We start from the raw sequence: 17700 nt of genomic DNA, 5'->3' as shown, positions 1-17700 counted from the left end.
CTCCGCCTGTCGCCACTGGTCAGCCGGATAACCATCAGGTCACGCGACATGGATCCGGGAAGACGATGCGAAACGCCCGCATTGCCGGCCCGTCAACGCCGGAAATGGGAGAAGAAAATGCTTAGGACAATCACCAAGACACTAATCGGCGCGGTCTTCGCCGGAGGACTGCTTGTCCCCCACGCCTTCGCCGAAACCACGCTCAATGCGCTTTTCATGGCTCAGGCCGCCTACAGCGAGGCCGACGTGCGGGCCATGACCGACGCCTTCACCAAGGCCAACCCGGACGTCAAGGTCAATCTCGAATTCGTTCCCTATGAAGGCCTGCACGATAAGACCGTGCTCGCACAGGGTTCGGGCGGCGGCTACGACGTCGTGCTGTTCGACGTCATCTGGCCGGCCGAATACGCCACCAACAAGGTGCTGGTCGATGTGACGTCGAAGATCACCGACGACATGAAGAAGGGCGTGCTGCCCGGCGCCTGGACCACCGTCCAGTATGACGGCAAATATTACGGCATGCCATGGATCCTCGACACCAAATACCTGTTCTACAACAAGGACATCCTGGAAAAGGCCGGCATCAAGACACCCCCGAAGACCTGGGAAGAGCTCGGCGCACAGGCCAAGATCATCCAGGACAAGGGTCTGCTGAAGACGCCGATCGCGTGGAGCTGGTCGCAGGCGGAAGCCGCGATCTGCGACTACACCACGCTGGTCAGTGCCTATGGCGGCGACTTCCTGAAGGACGGCAAGCCCGACTTCCAGAACGGCGGCGGCCTCTCGGCACTGAAATACATGGTCGACAGCTACAAGTCCGGCCTCACCAACCCGAATTCCAAGGAATTCCTGGAAGAGGACGTGCGCAAGGTCTTCGAAAACGGTGATGCCGCCTTCGCGCTGAACTGGACCTACATGTACAACATGGCCAACGACCCGAAGGACTCGAAGGTGGCCGGCAAGGTCGGCGTCGTGCCGGCGCCCGGCGTCACCGGCATCAGCGAGGTGTCGGCCGTCAACGGCTCGATGGGTCTTGGCGTCACCGCGGTCTCCAAGCATCCGGACGAGGCCTGGAAGTACATCACCTTCATGACCTCGCAGGCGACACAGAACCAGTATGCCAAGCTCTCGCTGCCGATCTGGGCCTCGTCCTATGACGACCCGGCCGTGACCAAGGGCCAGGAGGAACTGATCGCCGCCGCCAAGCTCGGCCTGGCCGCCATGTATCCGCGCCCGACCACGCCCAAGTACCAGGAGCTGTCGACCGCGCTGCAGCAGGCCATCCAGGAATCGCTGCTTGGCCAGTCCTCGCCCGAGGATGCGCTGAAGACCGCCGCGCAGAACAGCGGCCTCTAGGTATTGTTCTCCGATCACGGGCGGCACTACAGCGCCGCCCGTCCACTTGGACGGGCAAAGGACGCTGTAGCGCTTTCCAAGTCTTGCGCATGATCCTTTCCGGAAGTCGGTTCCGACTTCCGGGGTCATGCGCGAGTGCCGCCCGTGCTATGTCTGAAATCACCGTGAACGAAGAGAGGCTGCTCTGATGTCGAGCACCTGGATGACGACCCGTGCCTGGTTGCTGATGCTGCCGCTGCTCGTGGTCATGGTCGCCGTCATCGGCTGGCCGCTGGTCGATACGGTCGGCCTGTCCTTCACCGACGCCAAGCTAGTCGGCACCGGTGGCAATTACGTCGGCTTCGACAATTACACCAACATGCTGTCGAGCTCGAATTTTTCGCGCACGCTGGTTACCACGACGCTGTTCGCGGTGATTTCGGTTGCCGCCGAAATGGTGATCGGCGTGCTCGCCGCCCTGCTGCTCAATCAGCAGTTTCACGGCCGCGCCGTCCTGCGCGCCCTGATGATCCTGCCCTGGGCACTGCCGACCGTGGTCAACGCCACGCTGTGGCGGCTGATCTACAACCCCGAATATGGCGCGCTGAACGCTGCCTTGACGCAACTGCATCTGATCGACGCCTATCGCTCCTGGCTCGGCGAACCCGGCACGGCACTGGCGGCCCTGATCGTCGCCGACTGCTGGAAGAACTTTCCGCTGGTGGCGCTGATCGCGCTTGCCGCGCTGCAGGCAGTACCGCGCGACATCACCGCTGCTTCGCTCGTCGATGGCGCCGGAGCTTTCAACCGCTTCCGCTTCGTCATCCTGCCCTATCTCGCCGGCCCGCTGATGGTGGCGCTGGTGCTGCGCACCATCGAGGCCTTCAAGGTCTTCGACATCATCTGGGTGATGACCCGCGGCGGCCCGGCCAACAGCACGCGCACACTGTCGATCCTTGTCTACCAGGAAGCCTTCTCCTTCCAGCGCGCCGGCTCCGGTGCGTCGCTGGCGCTGATCGTAACCCTGCTCGTCACCGTGCTCGCCGCCGCCTATGCGGCATTGGTCAGGAAAACCGCCGGGAGCGCTGCCTGATGGAACGCAGGAGCCCCGCCTTCACCGTCTTCATCCATGCCTGCGCACTGCTGCTTGCCGCCATCATCCTGGCGCCCATCGCCTGGCTGTTCATCATGAGCATTTCGCCGGCCGCCGATCTCGCCGCCAAGCCGCTGCGCTGGTGGCCGCAAACAGCCGACTTCTCGCGCTACCAGACATTGCTGTCGACAGCCGAAAACAGTGCTGGCGCGGCCTTCACCTCGTCACTGCGCAACAGCTTGGAGATATCAGGCATGGCAACGCTGGCGGCACTCGCTCTGGCGATCCCCGCCGGCTGGGCGGTGTCGCGCACGCCGGCGATCGGCTGGTCGCTGTCGATGGTCATCGCCACCTACATGCTGCCGCCAGTGGCGCTCGCCGTGCCGCTCTATATGGGCCTGTCGCATCTCGGCCTGCTCAACAATGTCTTCGGCCTGGCGCTTGTCTACCTGACCATTCTGGCGCCCTTCACCACCTGGCTGATGAAGTCCGGCTTTGACTCTATCCCGCGCGAGATCGAGGCGGCGGCGATGATCGACGGTGCCGGCCTGTTCCAGACCTTGCGCATCATCACGCTGCCGCTGGCGGCACCTGTCATGGCAACGTCAGCGCTGTTTGCCGTGCTGCTGGCCTGGGATGAATTCTTCTATGCGCTGCTGTTCACCTCCGACCAGCGGGCCAAGACCTTGACCGTCGCCATCGCAGATCTGGCCGGCGGCCGTGTCTCCGACTACGGATTGATCGCGACGGCCGGCGTACTGGCCGCGCTGCCGCCGGTTCTGATCGGCCTGGTCATGCAGCGTGCGCTGATCTCGGGCCTGACCAGTGGCGGCGTGAAAGGATGATGATGACTGCAACAAAAATTCGGCCGGCGGGACTGCTCGCCATCGACCGCGAAATGGCGCGCCAGCACACGGACGCGCGTGCTTCGTTCGAGAGCAATGCCGCCATGGCGGCAAACGTTGCCGCCTCGATCAGGAAGACCGGGCGTCTGCTGCTGCTCGGCATGGGCGGCTCGCATGCGGTCGGGCGCGCCGTCGAGCCGCTCTACCGCGCGCTTGGCATCGATGCGCTGGCGCTGCCGCTCTCCGAACAGCTCGGCCAGCCTCTGCCGCTGGCGGGTCGGACGGTACTCGTCACTTCCCAGTCGGGCGAGAGCGCCGAAGTCGTCAGGTGGTTTGCGGAGGCCGGCAACACTGCCGATATTTTCGGCCTGACGCTTGAGGGCGGCTCTTTCCTCGCCCGCACCGCGCCTTGCCTGGTTGGCGCCGGCGGAACGGAACTCGCCTTCGCCGCGACCCGCAGCCTGACCGTGACCTTCGCCTTGCATCTGGCCATTCTTGCCGCACTTGGGGAGGATCCGACTGCCGCGCTCGGCGCACTGGATCAGGGGCAGGGCAACGACATCACACAGGCACTCGCAGCGCTGGAAAAGGTGACCACCATCGTCACCTCGGGACGCCGGCTGCAAGGCGTTGCCGAGGCGTTGGCGCTCGGTCTTACCGAGCTATCGCGCCTGCCCTGCTTTTCGCTCGAAGGCGGCCAGTTGCGGCATGGACCTATGGAGATGCTCGGGCCGAAGGTCGGCGTCATCCTGTTTCGCGGCAACGACCCAACGGCGGAGCTGGTGACGGCGATGGCTCTTTCCGTGGTCGAGGCCGGCGCGCCGCTGGTGATCTTCGACGCCTCCGGGCAACCACCCATCGAGGGCGCCGCCACGCTCTCCTTCAAGCCGGCTTCGGGTCTCGCCGCGGTCTTCGCCATGCTGCCGGTGGCGCAGCGCCTGATGATCGCCTTCGCCGATAGCCGTGTCGACAATGCCGGCACGCCCGTGCGCTCCACCAAGATCACCAGGAGCGAGTGATGCGTCCGCTCGCGGTGATCGGCAACGTCAATGTCGACCTGATCGTCGGTCCCGTCGAGCCATGGCCGAAGGCGGGAACGGAAACCGTCGTCGACCATGACGAATTGCGCGTCGGCGGCCAGGCCGGCAACAGCGCGCTCGCCTGGGAAGCGCTGGGCGTCGACTTCACCATTGCCGCCAATGTCGGCGACGACCAGTTCGGCCGCTGGCTTCGCGAGGCTTTTGGCCATCGCGCCGAGATCTGGCCGGTCCGTCCCGAAGGCACGACGCTGTCCGTGGGCATGACCCACCCGGATGGCGAACGGACCTTCTTCACCACGCGCGGACACCTGCCGCGTTTCAGCCTTGCCGACGTCTTTTCTGTCCTTGACGGCAGTGCGCTCTCCGGCGGGTACGCGCTGTTGTGCGGCTCTTTCCTGACCGACGACCTTACCCGCGAATACGATGCGTTCTTCGACTGGGCGGACAGCCACGGCATCGCCGTCGCGCTCGACACCGGCTGGCCGATGGATGGCTGGACCGAGGCCAATTGCGCTGCCACCCGCGCATGGCTCTCGCGCTGCGCGCTGGCGCTGTTCAATGAAGTCGAGACGGTGACCCTGGCGGGAATGTCGAGCCCAACGGACGCCGCGCGCCAGATCCGCTCCAGCATGCGGCACGGCGCAACCTTCGTCGTCAAGCGCGGACCGCGAGGCGCCATCGCCGTCGGTCCCGACGGCACGCTTGTCGAAGCAACGGCGCCCGATGTCCGCGTGGTCGACACGATCGGCGCCGGCGATGTCTTCAACGCCGCTTTCCTGGCGGCCATGGCGCGGGACCAGCCACTGTCCGCTTGCCTTTCAGCCGCGACGCATGTCGCCTCGCGCGCCATCTCCACCTTGCCCCGCAACTATGGCGGGCCGATGCACCTCGAGGACGCCACGCATGAGCGCGCTTGAAATCCGTAACGTTCGCAAGAACTACGGCAATGTCGAAACGCTCAAGGGCATCGACATTGCGCTGCAGAGCGGGGAATTCCTGGTGCTGCTCGGCTCCTCGGGCTGCGGAAAGTCGACGCTCCTCAACATCATCGCGGGCCTCGCAGAAGCGACAAGCGGCGATGTGCTGATCGGCGGCCGCTCGATCCTTGGCGTTCACCCCAAGAATCGCGACATCGCCATGGTCTTCCAGTCCTACGCGCTCTATCCGAACCTGACTGTCCGCCGCAACATCGGCTTTGGCCTGGAGATGCGCGGCGTCGCCGCCGATGAGCGCGAAAAGGCGGTGAACGAGGCGGCAAGGCTGCTGCAGATAGAGGCCTTGCTCGACCGCAAGCCGAGCCAGCTTTCCGGGGGCCAGCGCCAGCGCGTCGCCATCGGCAGGGCGCTGGTGCGCAAGCCCCAGGTCTTCCTCTTCGACGAGCCGTTGTCCAACCTCGACGCCAAGCTGCGGCTGGAAATGCGCACCGAGTTGAAGCGCCTGCATCAGATGCTGCAGACCACCGTCGTCTACGTTACCCACGACCAGATCGAGGCGATGACGCTGGCGAGCCGCATCGCTGTCATGCGCGACGGCAGGATCGAGCAACTCGGCACACCCGAGGAGATCTACAACGAGCCGGCCTCGCTCTACGTCGCCGGCTTCGTCGGCGCGCCGTCGATGAACATGCTGCAGGCGACCGTCAAGGGAGCCGCGCTGGCAATCGATGGCTCGGACGCGCGGCTGCCCTTGCCGGCCCGTTTCAGCCATGCGGTTGGGGACGGCGCGCGCGTCGTGGTCGGCATAAGACCCGAGGCGCTGCGGATCGCGGCGGGGGCTGCCGAACCGTCAGTGCCGGTCGAAATAGAGGTTGTCGAATTGACCGGTCCCGAACTGGTCACGACCGCGCGGGTGGGCACGCAGCGGCTGACCGCCTGCTTGCCGCCGGCAGCCCGCGTCTCGAAGGGTCAGGCAAGCCTCTTTGCCTTAGACGAGGACGCGCTGCGGCTCTTCGACCCTGACACGGGCGGCGCTTTTTGAGCCTGACCCGAAAATGGAAGCCGTGCCTGCTCGTGAAAGCCCTTCAGGATCGCGTCCCGGAGACTTGCTCCGCTCCGGGTGATCCGGCGATCTCCAGCAACGACGCCACCAAGAACTCGCGCTCATCCTTCGACAGCACGTCGAAATCGAAGAGGTTCATGCTGCGCAGCCCCTCGATGGCGAGATAACAGATCAGCAGCGATTTGAGGTCTGATGTCTCGCCCTTCAGCCGCTCGAAAAGCTGCCGCTTGAATGTCTTTATCGGCGTCATGAAATCGGGATCCTCGGCGATCGCCGAGAAAATCCAGGAGGCCGAGGGCTGCTTTTCCTCGCACTCACTGGCCGACAGCCTGATATAGGCGGCGAGCGGGTTTTCGCCATCGTCGCCGCTGCTGGCGGCTTCCAGCGCTTGCTCGAAATCGCGCAGATAACCCTCGACCAGCCCCTGCATCAATTTGGCCTTGGTCGGGAAATTGTAGAGCAGCCCGCCTTTCGATACGCCGGCGCGGCTGGCGACGGCGTCCAGCGATAGGCTGCCGGGCCCGGATTCCCGGGCAACATCAGCCGCCGCTGCGAGGATCTTCTCGCGCGAGTTCGGTCGTGGGGCTCTCATGGCGCCTCCCATCGCAAGCTTAGGCCCAATTGACAAGACCGTCCAGACGGTACAGTAAGACCGCCACTATTTGAAATCGGGACCCGCGGTCGATATGTGTCCCGATGTCCGAGCTTCGCGCCGGATTTCGACTGAGGGGACTTCCTTGTTCAAGCGCATACTACGTATCTTTCTCATCGTTCTCGTCCTGGCCGTGCTCGTCATTGTGGTCGGCGGTATCGTCGGCTTCAACTTCCTGCGCGACAACGGCATCAAGCAGTATTTCGCCACGATGAAGCCGCCGGCGGCGACCGTTTCGACGACCATCGCCAAACCGTCGAACTGGACGCCGGGCATCGAGGCGATCGGTACGGTGCGCGCCGTGCGCGGTGTCGACCTGACCGTCGAGACCGCCGGCATCGTCAAGGAGATCCCCTTCCATGCCAACGAGAAGGTGGCGGCCAACGCGGTGCTGCTGCAACTCGACGACGCCGTCGAACGCGCCGATCTAGACGCACAGAAGGCGCAGGCCGCGCTCGATCAGGTATCGCTGACCCGCGCCATCGAACTGACCAAGCGTGGCGTCGGCTCCGACTCGACGCTGGACAGCGCGCGAGCGGCGGCGTCCGCTTCGGCATCCCAGGTCACCAGGTTGCAGGCCGTGCTCGACCAGAAGCAACTGACGGCGCCATTCGGCGGCACGGTCGGCATTCCGAGGATCGACCTGGGCCAGTACATCGCACCCGGCACCTCGGTGGTGACGCTGCAGGATCTCGACACGATGCGGGTCGACTTCTCGGTTCCCGAACAGCAATTGCCGCTGCTCAAGATCGGTCAGACGGTTCGGCTGGGCCTGAGCGGCGCGGACATGCCGTTCGCCGGCGCCATTCGCGGCATCGACCCCAAGATCGACTCGTCCAGCCGGCTGGTGAACATCAGGGCGGAAGTCGCCAATCCGGAAGGCAAGCTTACTCCTGGCCAGTTCGTGCAGGTGCGTGTCGAATTGCCCGAGGAGCAGAACGTGCTGGCGCTGCCGCAAACGGCGCTGACCACCAGCCTTTATGGCGACTACATCTTCGTGGTGCAGCAGGCGAAGCCCGCCGGGGCGGCCCCGGCCCAGACCGCCAAACCCGAGGAAAAGCCGGCGGCCGCCACCGACAAGCCGGCGGACGCGATGAAACCGGCGGCTGATGCCATGAAGCCTGCCGCCGATGCCGCCAAGCCAGTGGACAAGGCCGCTTCCGATGCCACCAACCCGGCAGCCGCCGACCCTGCCAAACCGGCGGCGGAAGGCGACAAGCCCGCGCTTGTCCTGTCGCAGGTCTTCGTCAAGCCCGGCCGCCGCAATAAAGGCATGGTCGAGATCGTCGAAGGGCTGAAGGCTGGCGACGAGGTCGTCACCGCGGGTCAGAACCGCCTCTTCAACGGCATGTCCGTCAACGTCGACAACACGATCGACCCGACCAAATCGGCGAACAAGCAGGCCGACCAGCAATGAGCTTTTCCGATCTCTTCATTCGCCGGCCCGTCCTGTCGACGGTTCTTGCCTGCATGATCCTGCTGCTCGGTTTCCAGGGCATCTTCAACCTGTCGATCCGGCAGTATCCGAAGGTTGACGAAACCGCGATCACGATCACGACGGCCTATCCGGGCGCCAGCGCCGACCTGATCCAGGGCTTCATTTCAGCCCCGATCGCGCGCGCCGTCGCCTCGACCGAGAACATCGACTACGTCACCTCGTCCAGCCGTCCATCCTCCAGCACCGTGACGGTGCAGATGAAGCTCGGCTCCGACCCGGACGTCGCGCTCACCGAAGTGCTGTCCAAGGTCCAGGGCGTGCGCGGCACCTTGCCGGACGCCTCCAAGGATCCGGTCATCGTCAAGGGCACCGGCCAGCAGTTCGCGATGATGTACATCTCGATGCAGAATCCGAACATGACGAAGGAGCAGTTGACGGAATATATCGAGCGCGTCATCAGGCCCCGCATGTCGACGGTCGAAGGCGTCGCCGACGTGCAGATTTTCGGCGCCCAGGAATACTCGATGCGCGTCTGGATCGATCCGGTCAGGCTCGCGGCGCGTGGCGTGACGGCGGCGGAAGTGCTGGCGGCGATTAACAACTCAAACTTCCTGTCGGCCCCCGGTAACACCCAGAACGAGTACGTCGTTTCGTCGATCACCGTGCGCTCGACGCTGCAGACGCCGGGGGCCTTCGCCGAACTGCCGCTGCGCTCGACCGACGGCAATGTCGTGCGGCTGCGCGACGTGGCCCGCGTTGAACTCGGCGCTGAGAACACCGACACCAGGGTCTCGTTCAACGGCAAGCCCGGCACCTTCCTCGCCATCTTCCCGACCCCGGCGGCCAATCCGCTGACCACCGCGGCAGCGCTGACCAAGCTCGTACCGCAGATCCAGGAGACGCTGCCGAAAGGCATGACGATCGAGGTCGTTTACGACGCGACCGGACAGATAAGCGCCTCGATCGACGAAGTGTTCAAGACCATCGGCGAGGCGGTTGCCATCGTCGTCGTCGTCATCCTCCTGTTCCTTGGCTCCTTCCGTTCGGTGATGATGCCGATCATCACCATCCCGCTGTCGCTGATCGGCGTCTGTTTCCTTTTGTTCGCGGTCGGCTACTCGATCAATCTTCTGTCGCTGCTGGCCATGGTGCTGGCGATCGGCCTTGTCGTCGACGACGCCATCGTGGTGGTGGAGAACATCCACCGCCACATGGAAGAGGACCACATGTCGCCGATGCAGGCCGCCTTCAACGGCATGCGCGAAATCGCCAGTGCCATCGTCGCCATGACCATGACACTGGCTGCCGTGTTCGCACCGCTGGCCTTTACGGGCGGCCTGACCGGCGCGCTGTTCCGTGAATTCGCGGTGACGCTCGCCGGCTCGGTGGTGCTGTCGGGCATCATCGCCATCACCATCACCCCGATGATGTCGGCACGCCTCTTGAAGCCCGGCAAAGCAGGCCGTTTCCAGCGCATTGTCGACGGCACGTTCGCGCGGGTGGAGCACGTCTATGAGCGAGCCGTCACCGGTTCGTTGAACTACCGCCCGCTGACGCTGCTCATCGTGCTGGCGCTTGTCGGCGTGACCGGCTTCATGTTCACCAAGACCTCGAGCGAACTGGCACCGGAAGAGGATCAGGGCTTCCTGCTCTCGCTGGTGACCGCGCCGCGTTATGCGACATCCGATTACACCGAGACCTACGTCAACCAGATTCTCGGTCTGGTGAGGGATATTCCGGAAACGCGGGCGCAGTTCTCGGCCGTTGCCTTCGGCGGTACGACGAACAGCGCCTTCGTCGGTTTTGCTTTCAAGGATTGGGCGGAGCGCAAGCGCAATTCGAAAGAGCTTCAGGCCGACATTACCGCTCGTATCGCCAAGGTGGCGGGCGTCCAGGCCTTCGTCTTCGCCCCGCCGACGCTGCCGGGGTCCGGCGGCGGGTTGCCCATCTCCCTGGTGGTACGCTCGACCGGCGATTCCGCTGAAGTGTACGAGGCGGCCGAGCAGATCAAGAACAAGGCGCAGGCCTCCGGCCGCTTTATCGTCGTGCAGAATTCGATGGCCTATGACGCGCCGCAGGTGACGGTAACCATCGACCGCGACCGCGCAGCGGCGCTCAACCTGCCGATCGCCGATATCGGTCGCACGCTCACCTTGCTGGTCGGCGGCGCCGAAGTGGCGCAGTTCGACCGCGACTCCAACAGTTACGACATCATCCCCCAGGTGCCGCAGGAATTCCGCGACAACCCCGAAAGGCTCGGCGAGTATTTCGTGCGCAGCGTGACGGGCGAGATGGTGCCGCTGTCAGCCGTGGTAAAGATTTCGAACAATGCCTCCCCGGCGGCAATCGAGCAGTTCAACCAGCTGAATTCGTCGACGATTTCCGCGCTGCCGCTGCCCGGCGTCACCACCGGCGACGGTTTGAAGGTCCTGGAGGACATTGCCAAGGAGAGCCTGCCCGATACCTTCTTCATCGACTATTCCGGCCAGTCCCGGCAGGAGAAGGAACAGGGCAACACGATCCTGATCGCTTTCGGCGCGGCAGTCATCGTCATCTACCTGGTGCTGGCGGCGCAGTTTGAGAGCTTCCGCGACCCGCTGATCATCATGATGGCGGTGCCGCTGTCGATTTTCGGCGCTATCGTGCCGCTCAATCTGGGCCTTGGCACGCTCAACATCTACACGCAGGTCGGCCTGATCACGCTGATCGGCCTGATCACCAAGCACGGCATCCTGCTGGTCGAGTTTGCCAACCAGCAGCGCGAGGCCCATGGCATGCGGCGTCGCGACGCCATCATCGCCTCGGCCAAGGTGCGCCTGCGGCCGATCCTGATGACGACGGCGGCGATGGCGCTTGGCGTTGTGCCGCTGATCACGTCGAGCGGCGCTGGTGCCGCGGCCCGCTACTCGATGGGCCTGGTCATCTTCACCGGCATCCTGGTCGGCACCATGTTCACGCTCTTTGTCGTGCCCATGTTCTACACCTTCATCGCCAGCAAGGACTTGCCGCATCACGCGGAAAAGCCGGATCCGAAATTGATGCCGGCGCTGCCGGATTGATAGAAAGCCGAAGAACAAAAAAGAGGCCGGGAAATTCCCGGCCTCTTTTTTGGCTGCGCTCAACCGCGTGAAATGATCCCGCGGGAGTCCTGAACGGGCACCGCGGTCCGCCGCCGGCCCGCTCCCAGCCTACTACTTGACGATGACGATGCTGGTGTTGGCCGGCCCGAAGGTCTCGACAAGCTGGTAGAAATCGGCCGCATTGTCGGGATGCAGCCGAACGCAGCCATGCGAGGCCGGCTGGCCGAGGCGCTTGATCGCATAGGTGGCATGCACCGCGTAGCCGCCGCTGAAGAACACCGAGTGTGGCATCGGGGCGTTGTCGTACTTCTTCGAATACCACATCTCATGCATGCGCGTCGGCTTGAACGAGCCCGTCGGCGTCACATGCGCCCGGTCGCCGGTGGAAACCTTCCAGGCGAAGGTCGGCCGGCCATCGACCGAGACTTCCATGATCTGTTGTGAAAGCGAGACCCGCGCAACGATCTTGTTGGCGGCGTGCGCTGCGTCGGCGCCGAACAGAAGCGCGGCACCCGTGAACGCGGCGGCGGTGATGTTGATGAGCTTGGCGGAAATGGTGGTGTGCATGATATCCCCTCTCTCTGCCGGTCCGGCCGGCTCCAATTCGATGAGCGGCTTATCGCTGCGGCATGTTTCGGACAGATTTCGCGAAATGCTCGTTTGTGTTTCGAATCTGTTTCCTCTGGTTAACAAATTAAGCGATCGCGGCGCCTGCGTTCGCTCGCGCAAACCGGAGCGGGATGCGGCACATAGGTATTTCCCTCGAAACGAAAGTTCGCATCACCTTATATGAAAGGCCTGTGGCCTATCTCGAAACCAATCTGCAACAAAACTCGGGTCCGGCGGCATGATCCGGATACGGGCCGGAAGCAAAGTTGACGTAACGAAAGCAGACGGCAACGACCAGGGGAACGAAAACGAACACGCGGTCCTGGCTTTTCAGGATCAGCATCGCGGCGGCGGTCATCGGCGGTGTCGGCACGGTTGCCGGCGGTTCCGTGGCAAGGTTGGCGGCGATGAGTTCGAACGAGATCTCTCCACTGCACGCCGCCCTGTTTTCCGCCACGGTCTGGATTGTGTCCAGCCTGCGCATCGCCCGGCTCAAGGCCCTCTGGCGGGTTGGCCTTCGGTTGCTGGCATTGCGCGGCCCCTCCGGCATCTTGCTGCCGAGAGGACCGAAGGCCCGCGCCGCGACGGGGGGCTCCGTGGGCGGCGCGGGCACTTCGGGAGTTTCCTGAAGCGACCCGCGTCACATTGATTTTTGAAGAATTGGCATTTCTGGGGAGTTGGAACGATGAAAACGAAATTCGCGGCCTCGGTGCTTTCCGCATTGCTTTATGCACAGGGCCTGCTCGGCTTTGCCGCCCTTGCCACCGTCCTCCTGAGGGATCGTGCCCAGGCCAATGAACTCGTCATGAGCAACGATATGCCATCGGGGCCGTCGCTGCTGGTGGTACGCTGAGCTTCGGGAGCATCGGTGCGAGGGGGGGGAATCCGATGCTCAGCCAGAAAGACCTTCCGGGCACCCTGCCATCAGTCCGCGAATTGCTGCGGCGGATCGAACCGGTAACCGGCGCCGCGTATGGTGGTGATGGTCTCGGTGTCGAGCTTGCGGCGCAGCCGCACGATGCGCGAATCGATCGAGCGATCGAAGGCGTCGGCATTCTCGGCCGGTGCCGCGGCGATGATGTCGTCACGCGTCAGCACTTTGCGGGGGCTCGCCAGGAACAGCCTGAGCAGCGCCACCTGACCGGGCGAAAGCTGTTCCTCCGTGCCGGAGCGGTGCATGACGATGGCCGACCTCAAATCGACGGTCGCATTCTCCAGCACGATCAGTTCCTGGGAGCCCCTGCCGCGCCGCGACAGCAGACCCCCGACACGGGCGGCGAGTTCCCTGACATTGAGCGGGCTTTCGACAACGTCGGCCGCACCCAGTTCGAGCGCCAGCACCTTGTCGACCAGATCGGCAGGCCGGCAGATCAGAATGAAGTCGGGCCCATCCCCGCCGCCCTCGCCTTGGCCGCCATAACGCCTGAGCAGATCCCGCCCTTCCGCCTGGCTGAGACTGTCACCGACGACAACGACATCGATGCCCCTGCCCGCCAGCAGCGATTCCGCCTCCCAGGGCTGTCGCGCTTGGCGCACGTCATGGCCACGCCGCTCGAGATGGTCTGCAAGTTCGGTCGCGACCACCTCGGCGACGGAAACAAGCGCGATGACGGCTCGTGCGGCCATGTTTTCCAACCATTCCCTTGCAACCGGATATGAGTGCTGGACATGATGTTTATACCCAATCTACTTTCCACTGAAAGTGGGAGCGAGTGCATCGTGCGGGCAAGAATTGTTATCGTCGAGGACGAGCCCGACCTGAGGGACGCGGTTGCCGAATATCTCGGCGCCGCCGGCTATGACGTGGCGACCGCGGAAACCGCGGCCGCCGCGCGCAGCCTGATCGAGACGCAACCCTTCCATCTGGCCATCCTCGACATCGCCATGCCGGGCGAGGATGGGCTGTCGCTTGGCCGCTGGCTGCGCTCGAAAATGCCGATCGGCATCATCTACGCGACCGCCGCCGGCACCGCGCTCGACCGCATCGTCGGGCTGGAACTCGGCGCCGACGACTACATCGTCAAGCCATACGAATTGCGCGAAGTGCTGGCGAGGGTCCGCAGCGTGCTGCGCCGCGTTCCGCAGCCGACCGAGCTGCTCGACAGGAAAGCGAAGACAGATCGCCGCTCGGTCGCCTTCGGCCCGTTCCAGGCCGATCTCGACGGCAGGCTGGTCACCGGTGCCAATGGCGCCGTGATCGACATGGCCAAGAGCGAATTCGACGTGCTGGAGGTCTTTCTGACCCGCGCCAACCGGCTGCTGACGCGCGCCGCGATCTCGGAGGCCATCGGCTTCACCGAGGATCCGGAATCGTCGCGCGCCGTCGACATCCGCATCATGCGCCTGAGGAAGAAGATCGAGATGGACCCGGCCAACCCGAAATTCCTGCGCACGGTGCGCGGCGAAGGCTATATCTTCTCGCTGCCGACCGGCGACGGCAACTGAGCGTCAGGCCCACAGGGTTCAGGTTCGCAGCCGTTGCTCGCCGATCGAATTTGGGCCGATCGAATTGGCAATGACCTTGGAATAACGGCTGACAATGACGGGCGAAGCAACAAGCACGGATATGCAGGGATTCAGGCAGGGCGCGGCGATGGCGGCCGTGCGCGTCGTTCGTCGGCTACGCGAGGCCGGCGACTGGCAGCGCGAAATGGTCGGGATATTGGAAACGCTGTGCCGGGCCATCGAATGCCAGCGCGGCATCCTGTTCCGCTTGCGTGAGCTGCCTGGACAGGGTTTTGCCCAGTCGGTGTCCGCCTATTGGATCGACCCCGACTTCGGTGGAGAACTGGCCTCGCCGACCGTCATCATGCAGTCGATCGTCAACTCCGATCCGCTGTTGGAGCGGGTAGCCGAGGACGAACGGCAAGGCAAGATCTTCGCCGGGCACACGCGCAATCTCGAAGGCTTCCTGAGAACCGATTTCGAAAAGCAGAGCATCAAGTCGTTCCTGTCGGTGTCGGTCTTCGCGCATGGTCATCTGTGGGGCACGCTGGCCGTCAATGACTGCGTCGGCGAGCGCGAGTGGACCGATGAGGAAGAGGCGACGCTGCACATCATCGCGCTCGCCATCGGCGACGCCATCGAACACTCGCCCTCCGACGCCCATGCCAGCGAAGTCATCCGGCGAACCATGCTACAGGCCTCGCTCGACGCCATCATCGTCATCGACGAGGCCGGATCGATCATCGAATTCAATCCTGCCGCCGAAAAGATGTTCGGCTTCCGGCGCAGCGACATCCTCGGCAAGGACCTGCTCGACACCGTCGTGCCCGTATACTACCGCAAGGGCTATTCCTCGGGCGCCGATTACATGTCGGGCCGCGGCGCCCCCATGGTTGGCCAGCGGCTCGAGACCGTGACGCAGAATGCCGCGGGCGAGGTGTTTCCGATCGAACTGACGGCGACCGAGATGCGGGTGGCCGACCGCCGCCTGATCTTCGGCTCGATCCGCGATTTGCGCGACCGGCTACGCGCCGAGGAAGAGATCAACCGGCAGCGCGAGAAACTGCACCAGAACGAGAAGATGGCGGCGATGGGCTCGCTGCTCGCGGGTGTTTCGCACGAGCTGAACAACCCACTGGCCGTGGTGGTCGCGCAATCGACACTGCTGCATGAATTCGCCACCGATCCACAGACCAAGGTCCGTGCCGAGAAGGTCCGCGCCGCCGCCGAGCGCTGCGGCCGCATCGTCAAGAGCTTCCTCTCCATGGTGCGCCTGCATCCGGCGGCGCAGACCGAGACCGATCTCAACCAGGTGATCCGCGCCGCCCTGGAGGTGACAGCCTATGGCGCCCGCTCGAGCGGCATCATCATCGATACCGATTTCGCGCCCGGCCCGCTGCTGGCCATGGCGGACGCCGACCACGTGACGCAGGTGGCCGCCAACTTCTTGATCAACAGCCAGCATGCGCTTGCCGGCATTGCCGGCGACCGGCTGATCAAGGTGCGGACATTCCGTACCGATCGCGGCAATCCCGGCTTTTCGGTCGAGGACAACGGGCCCGGCATTCCCGAGGCGATCCGCAACCGCATCTTCGAATCCTATTTCACCACCAAGCCCGTCGGCGTGGGCACCGGCATTGGCCTGTCGATCTCGAAATCGATCATCGAACGGCACAATGGCAATGTCTGGTTCGAGGAAGTTGTGCCCAGAGGCGCGCGTTTCGTCGTCCATCTACCGGCCATCTCGACGGGCATCGCCGCCGCCGGCGAGACGCAGCCACGCTCGAGCGGCCTGCGCCATGCCTTGATCATCGACGACGAACCTGATGTCGCCGGCTCGCTGTCGGACATTCTCGAACTGATGGGCATCAAGTCGCGGATCGCGCCTGTCTGGGTATCGGGCACCGCCACCTTGAGCGGCCATATGCCGCCGGACATCGTCTTTTCGGACCTGCGCATGCCCGGCACATCAGGCATTGCGATCTACCGCGAACTGCTTGCCGAGAGGCCTGACCTCGCACGACGTTTCGTGCTGGTCACCGGCGATCTGATCGGCGCCAAGGCGGAAATCGAGGCCTTGCCGGCGCAGCAGCGGCCGCAGATCCTGGAAAAGCCGTTCAGCACGCTGGACGTGCGCAGCGTGCTTTCAACGATTGCCGAGCAGGCGGCGGCGAAAGGGTAAAAAAAGAGGCTCCCGGCCGACTGCGCGGCGGGAGCCGAAGAGAGCGCTGGAGGGAGCGCTCGGGGAGGTCAGAGCGTGATCCCGAAATGGGAACCGGTTTCGGGATCACGCTTCGACGGAAATCAGAAAATGTTTGGCGTGTTGGTCAGCGGTGCAGCATTGGCGATCATGCGGATCGCGCGAGCCTTGTGCGTGCCGGACTGCTCGGCGATAGCACGCAGGCAATCCACGCTCTCGGCGCCCCAGGCCTGTCCCTTGCAGGCGAAATCGAGCGTCGGCATCGGCAGGCGCGCGGTCTTGATTGTCGTCGGCGCGCCGTCAACGACGTTGGCCGGCGGGTTCAACGAAGCGAAGGCCGGCCCGACTGTCGGCGTAAGCGCCATGCCGACGAAGGCGCAAGCAGCCAGCCCCATGAACATAGCCATCGGGTGGTCGCTGGCGCGTTGGCGCAGCGCCAGTTTCGGGCGGCAGTCAGCGCGCTCTGGAGCCTGGAGGCGGTGCTCGCCGCTGACGATCTTGACTTTCGCATGCATTGCCTTCCCCTTCGTTGCGTTTCTTTTTGATGATGAAACGAACTTACTCGCGCTTTGTAACAGCATGAACGTGGTGTAGACCTGGAAATGTAACCAGGCCGAAACAGAAATTTCGGGCAAAATCGGGCAAAATCGGTCATCTCAACTCGAATTTGGCCGAGGCAAGCGAACCTCAAGTCCCACACGCGATCCCGGCCCCAAGCGCCTGCCGAACAGCAGATCGGCCGGGGCGCGGCGCGCTTTTTGCCTCCGGCCAGGCGTCTTGCCCTTCGGTTTCCGCGCCTCGGGAAATCGTGCTGAAACGGCGTCTCGGAACCGAGGCTAACACCCGGATTCTCCGCGATTTTCCTGGGCAGCAGCCATATCGAATTCAGCCGAAGGCGACGCCCAGGTCTCGCCTCAGAATCCTTCGTATTTTCACAAGCCATTGCATTTCAATGAAAAATATGA

At 63.9% G+C, this 17700-nt stretch carries 16 protein-coding genes; 11 read left to right on the top strand and 5 right to left on the bottom strand.

Annotation, left to right across the window (positions count from 1 at the left end; all coding sequences use genetic code 11):
- Positions 1-117 precede the first annotated feature (117 nt).
- From EB231_RS07660 to EB231_RS07635, 6 genes are all read left to right on the top strand, one after another.
- A complete protein-coding gene (locus tag EB231_RS07660) occupies positions 118-1356 on the top strand; it encodes an extracellular solute-binding protein (protein WP_172348280.1) in 1239 nt (412 codons plus the stop codon).
- Between the two features lie 187 nt (positions 1357-1543).
- On the top strand, positions 1544-2428 hold the full coding sequence (locus EB231_RS07655) for a carbohydrate ABC transporter permease (RefSeq protein ID WP_172348279.1): 885 nt from the start codon (positions 1544-1546) through the stop codon (positions 2426-2428).
- A complete protein-coding gene (locus EB231_RS07650; protein WP_172348278.1) occupies positions 2428-3273 on the top strand; it encodes a carbohydrate ABC transporter permease in 846 nt (281 codons plus the stop codon). Before EB231_RS07655 ends, EB231_RS07650 begins: the two co-directional genes overlap by 1 nt.
- On the top strand, positions 3270-4292 hold the full coding sequence (locus EB231_RS07645; RefSeq protein ID WP_172348277.1) for an SIS domain-containing protein: 1023 nt from the start codon (positions 3270-3272) through the stop codon (positions 4290-4292). Before EB231_RS07650 ends, EB231_RS07645 begins: the two co-directional genes overlap by 4 nt.
- Positions 4292-5230 carry a PfkB family carbohydrate kinase gene (locus tag EB231_RS07640; RefSeq protein ID WP_172348276.1) on the top strand — a complete coding sequence of 313 codons (939 nt, stop codon included), beginning with the start codon at positions 4292-4294 and terminating at the stop codon, positions 5228-5230. Before EB231_RS07645 ends, EB231_RS07640 begins: the two co-directional genes overlap by 1 nt.
- On the top strand, positions 5217-6290 hold the full coding sequence (locus tag EB231_RS07635) for an ABC transporter ATP-binding protein (protein ID WP_172348275.1): 1074 nt from the start codon (positions 5217-5219) through the stop codon (positions 6288-6290). The genes EB231_RS07640 and EB231_RS07635 overlap by 14 nt, the downstream gene beginning before the upstream one ends.
- Before the next feature lie 43 nt (positions 6291-6333).
- Here the strand turns inward: EB231_RS07635 and EB231_RS07630 are convergent, their stop codons facing one another.
- The gene (locus EB231_RS07630) at positions 6334-6903 is read right to left on the bottom strand and encodes a TetR/AcrR family transcriptional regulator (protein ID WP_172348274.1); all 570 of its coding nucleotides are present in this window, start codon (positions 6901-6903) and stop codon (positions 6334-6336) included.
- A 145-nt stretch (positions 6904-7048) separates the two neighbouring features.
- On the opposite strand from EB231_RS07630, the gene EB231_RS07625 reads away from it, so the two are divergent.
- Together EB231_RS07625 and EB231_RS07620 are read left to right on the top strand one after the other, a co-directional pair.
- Entirely contained in the window at positions 7049-8380 is a 1332-nt protein-coding gene (locus EB231_RS07625; protein WP_172348273.1) for an efflux RND transporter periplasmic adaptor subunit, read from the top strand.
- On the top strand, positions 8377-11460 hold the full coding sequence (locus EB231_RS07620) for an efflux RND transporter permease subunit (protein ID WP_172348272.1): 3084 nt from the start codon (positions 8377-8379) through the stop codon (positions 11458-11460). Before EB231_RS07625 ends, EB231_RS07620 begins: the two co-directional genes overlap by 4 nt.
- 132 nt (positions 11461-11592) lie before the next feature.
- Here the strand turns inward: EB231_RS07620 and EB231_RS07615 are convergent, their stop codons facing one another.
- Positions 11593-12048 (bottom strand): L,D-transpeptidase, encoded by a 456-nt coding sequence (locus EB231_RS07615; protein WP_172348271.1) that lies wholly within the window; start codon positions 12046-12048, stop codon positions 11593-11595.
- Between the two features lie 238 nt (positions 12049-12286).
- Complete coding sequence (locus EB231_RS07610; protein ID WP_172348270.1) at positions 12287-12703, bottom strand: hypothetical protein; 417 nt, start codon at positions 12701-12703, stop codon at positions 12287-12289.
- Positions 12704-12775: 72 nt separating this feature from the next.
- On the opposite strand from EB231_RS07610, the gene EB231_RS07605 reads away from it, so the two are divergent.
- Positions 12776-12943, top strand: coding sequence for a hypothetical protein (locus EB231_RS07605; protein WP_140772640.1), 168 nt, complete (start codon positions 12776-12778; stop codon positions 12941-12943).
- A gap of 71 nt (positions 12944-13014) precedes the next feature.
- On the opposite strand, the gene EB231_RS07600 is transcribed toward EB231_RS07605, so the two are convergent.
- The gene (locus EB231_RS07600) at positions 13015-13716 is read right to left on the bottom strand and encodes a response regulator transcription factor (protein WP_172348269.1); all 702 of its coding nucleotides are present in this window, start codon (positions 13714-13716) and stop codon (positions 13015-13017) included.
- A gap of 45 nt (positions 13717-13761) precedes the next feature.
- Between EB231_RS07600 and EB231_RS07595 the strand changes: the two genes are divergently transcribed.
- Together EB231_RS07595 and EB231_RS07590 are read left to right on the top strand one after the other, a co-directional pair.
- Positions 13762-14535, top strand: a complete 774-nt coding sequence (locus tag EB231_RS07595) for a response regulator (protein ID WP_171883347.1) — start codon at positions 13762-13764, stop codon at positions 14533-14535.
- A 94-nt stretch (positions 14536-14629) separates the two neighbouring features.
- Positions 14630-16717 (top strand): ATP-binding protein, encoded by a 2088-nt coding sequence (locus EB231_RS07590; RefSeq protein ID WP_172348268.1) that lies wholly within the window; start codon positions 14630-14632, stop codon positions 16715-16717.
- Positions 16718-16839: 122 nt separating this feature from the next.
- On the opposite strand, the gene EB231_RS07585 is transcribed toward EB231_RS07590, so the two are convergent.
- Positions 16840-17250, bottom strand: coding sequence for a hypothetical protein (locus EB231_RS07585; RefSeq protein WP_172352835.1), 411 nt, complete (start codon positions 17248-17250; stop codon positions 16840-16842).
- Positions 17251-17700: the final 450 nt, after the last annotated feature.

The organism is Mesorhizobium sp. NZP2298 (assembly GCF_013170825.1).
In the GTDB taxonomy this organism is placed as follows: domain Bacteria; phylum Pseudomonadota; class Alphaproteobacteria; order Rhizobiales; family Rhizobiaceae; genus Mesorhizobium.
The sequence above is the reverse complement of the archived record's forward strand: the minus strand, read 5'-3'. Positions and strand labels throughout refer to the sequence as shown.

What these genes read in the sequence shown, in the direction of transcription:
- EB231_RS07660 (WP_172348280.1), top strand. Translation starts at nt 118, where the DNA reads ATGCTTAGGACAATCACCAAGACACTAATCGGCGCGGTCTTCGCCGGA.
- EB231_RS07655 (WP_172348279.1), top strand. Translation starts at nt 1,544, where the DNA reads ATGTCGAGCACCTGGATGACGACCCGTGCCTGGTTGCTGATGCTGCCG.
- EB231_RS07650 (WP_172348278.1), top strand. Translation starts at nt 2,428, where the DNA reads ATGGAACGCAGGAGCCCCGCCTTCACCGTCTTCATCCATGCCTGCGCA.
- EB231_RS07645 (WP_172348277.1), top strand. Translation starts at nt 3,270, where the DNA reads ATGATGATGACTGCAACAAAAATTCGGCCGGCGGGACTGCTCGCCATC.
- EB231_RS07640 (WP_172348276.1), top strand. Translation starts at nt 4,292, where the DNA reads ATGCGTCCGCTCGCGGTGATCGGCAACGTCAATGTCGACCTGATCGTC.
- EB231_RS07635 (WP_172348275.1), top strand. Translation starts at nt 5,217, where the DNA reads ATGAGCGCGCTTGAAATCCGTAACGTTCGCAAGAACTACGGCAATGTC.
- EB231_RS07630 (WP_172348274.1), bottom strand. Translation starts at nt 6,903, where the DNA reads ATGAGAGCCCCACGACCGAACTCGCGCGAGAAGATCCTCGCAGCGGCG.
- EB231_RS07620 (WP_172348272.1), top strand. Translation starts at nt 8,377, where the DNA reads ATGAGCTTTTCCGATCTCTTCATTCGCCGGCCCGTCCTGTCGACGGTT.
- EB231_RS07615 (WP_172348271.1), bottom strand. Translation starts at nt 12,048, where the DNA reads ATGCACACCACCATTTCCGCCAAGCTCATCAACATCACCGCCGCCGCG.
- EB231_RS07605 (WP_140772640.1), top strand. Translation starts at nt 12,776, where the DNA reads ATGAAAACGAAATTCGCGGCCTCGGTGCTTTCCGCATTGCTTTATGCA.
- EB231_RS07600 (WP_172348269.1), bottom strand. Translation starts at nt 13,716, where the DNA reads ATGGCCGCACGAGCCGTCATCGCGCTTGTTTCCGTCGCCGAGGTGGTC.
- EB231_RS07595 (WP_171883347.1), top strand. Translation starts at nt 13,762, where the DNA reads ATGTTTATACCCAATCTACTTTCCACTGAAAGTGGGAGCGAGTGCATC.
- EB231_RS07590 (WP_172348268.1), top strand. Translation starts at nt 14,630, where the DNA reads ATGACGGGCGAAGCAACAAGCACGGATATGCAGGGATTCAGGCAGGGC.
- EB231_RS07585 (WP_172352835.1), bottom strand. Translation starts at nt 17,250, where the DNA reads ATGCATGCGAAAGTCAAGATCGTCAGCGGCGAGCACCGCCTCCAGGCT.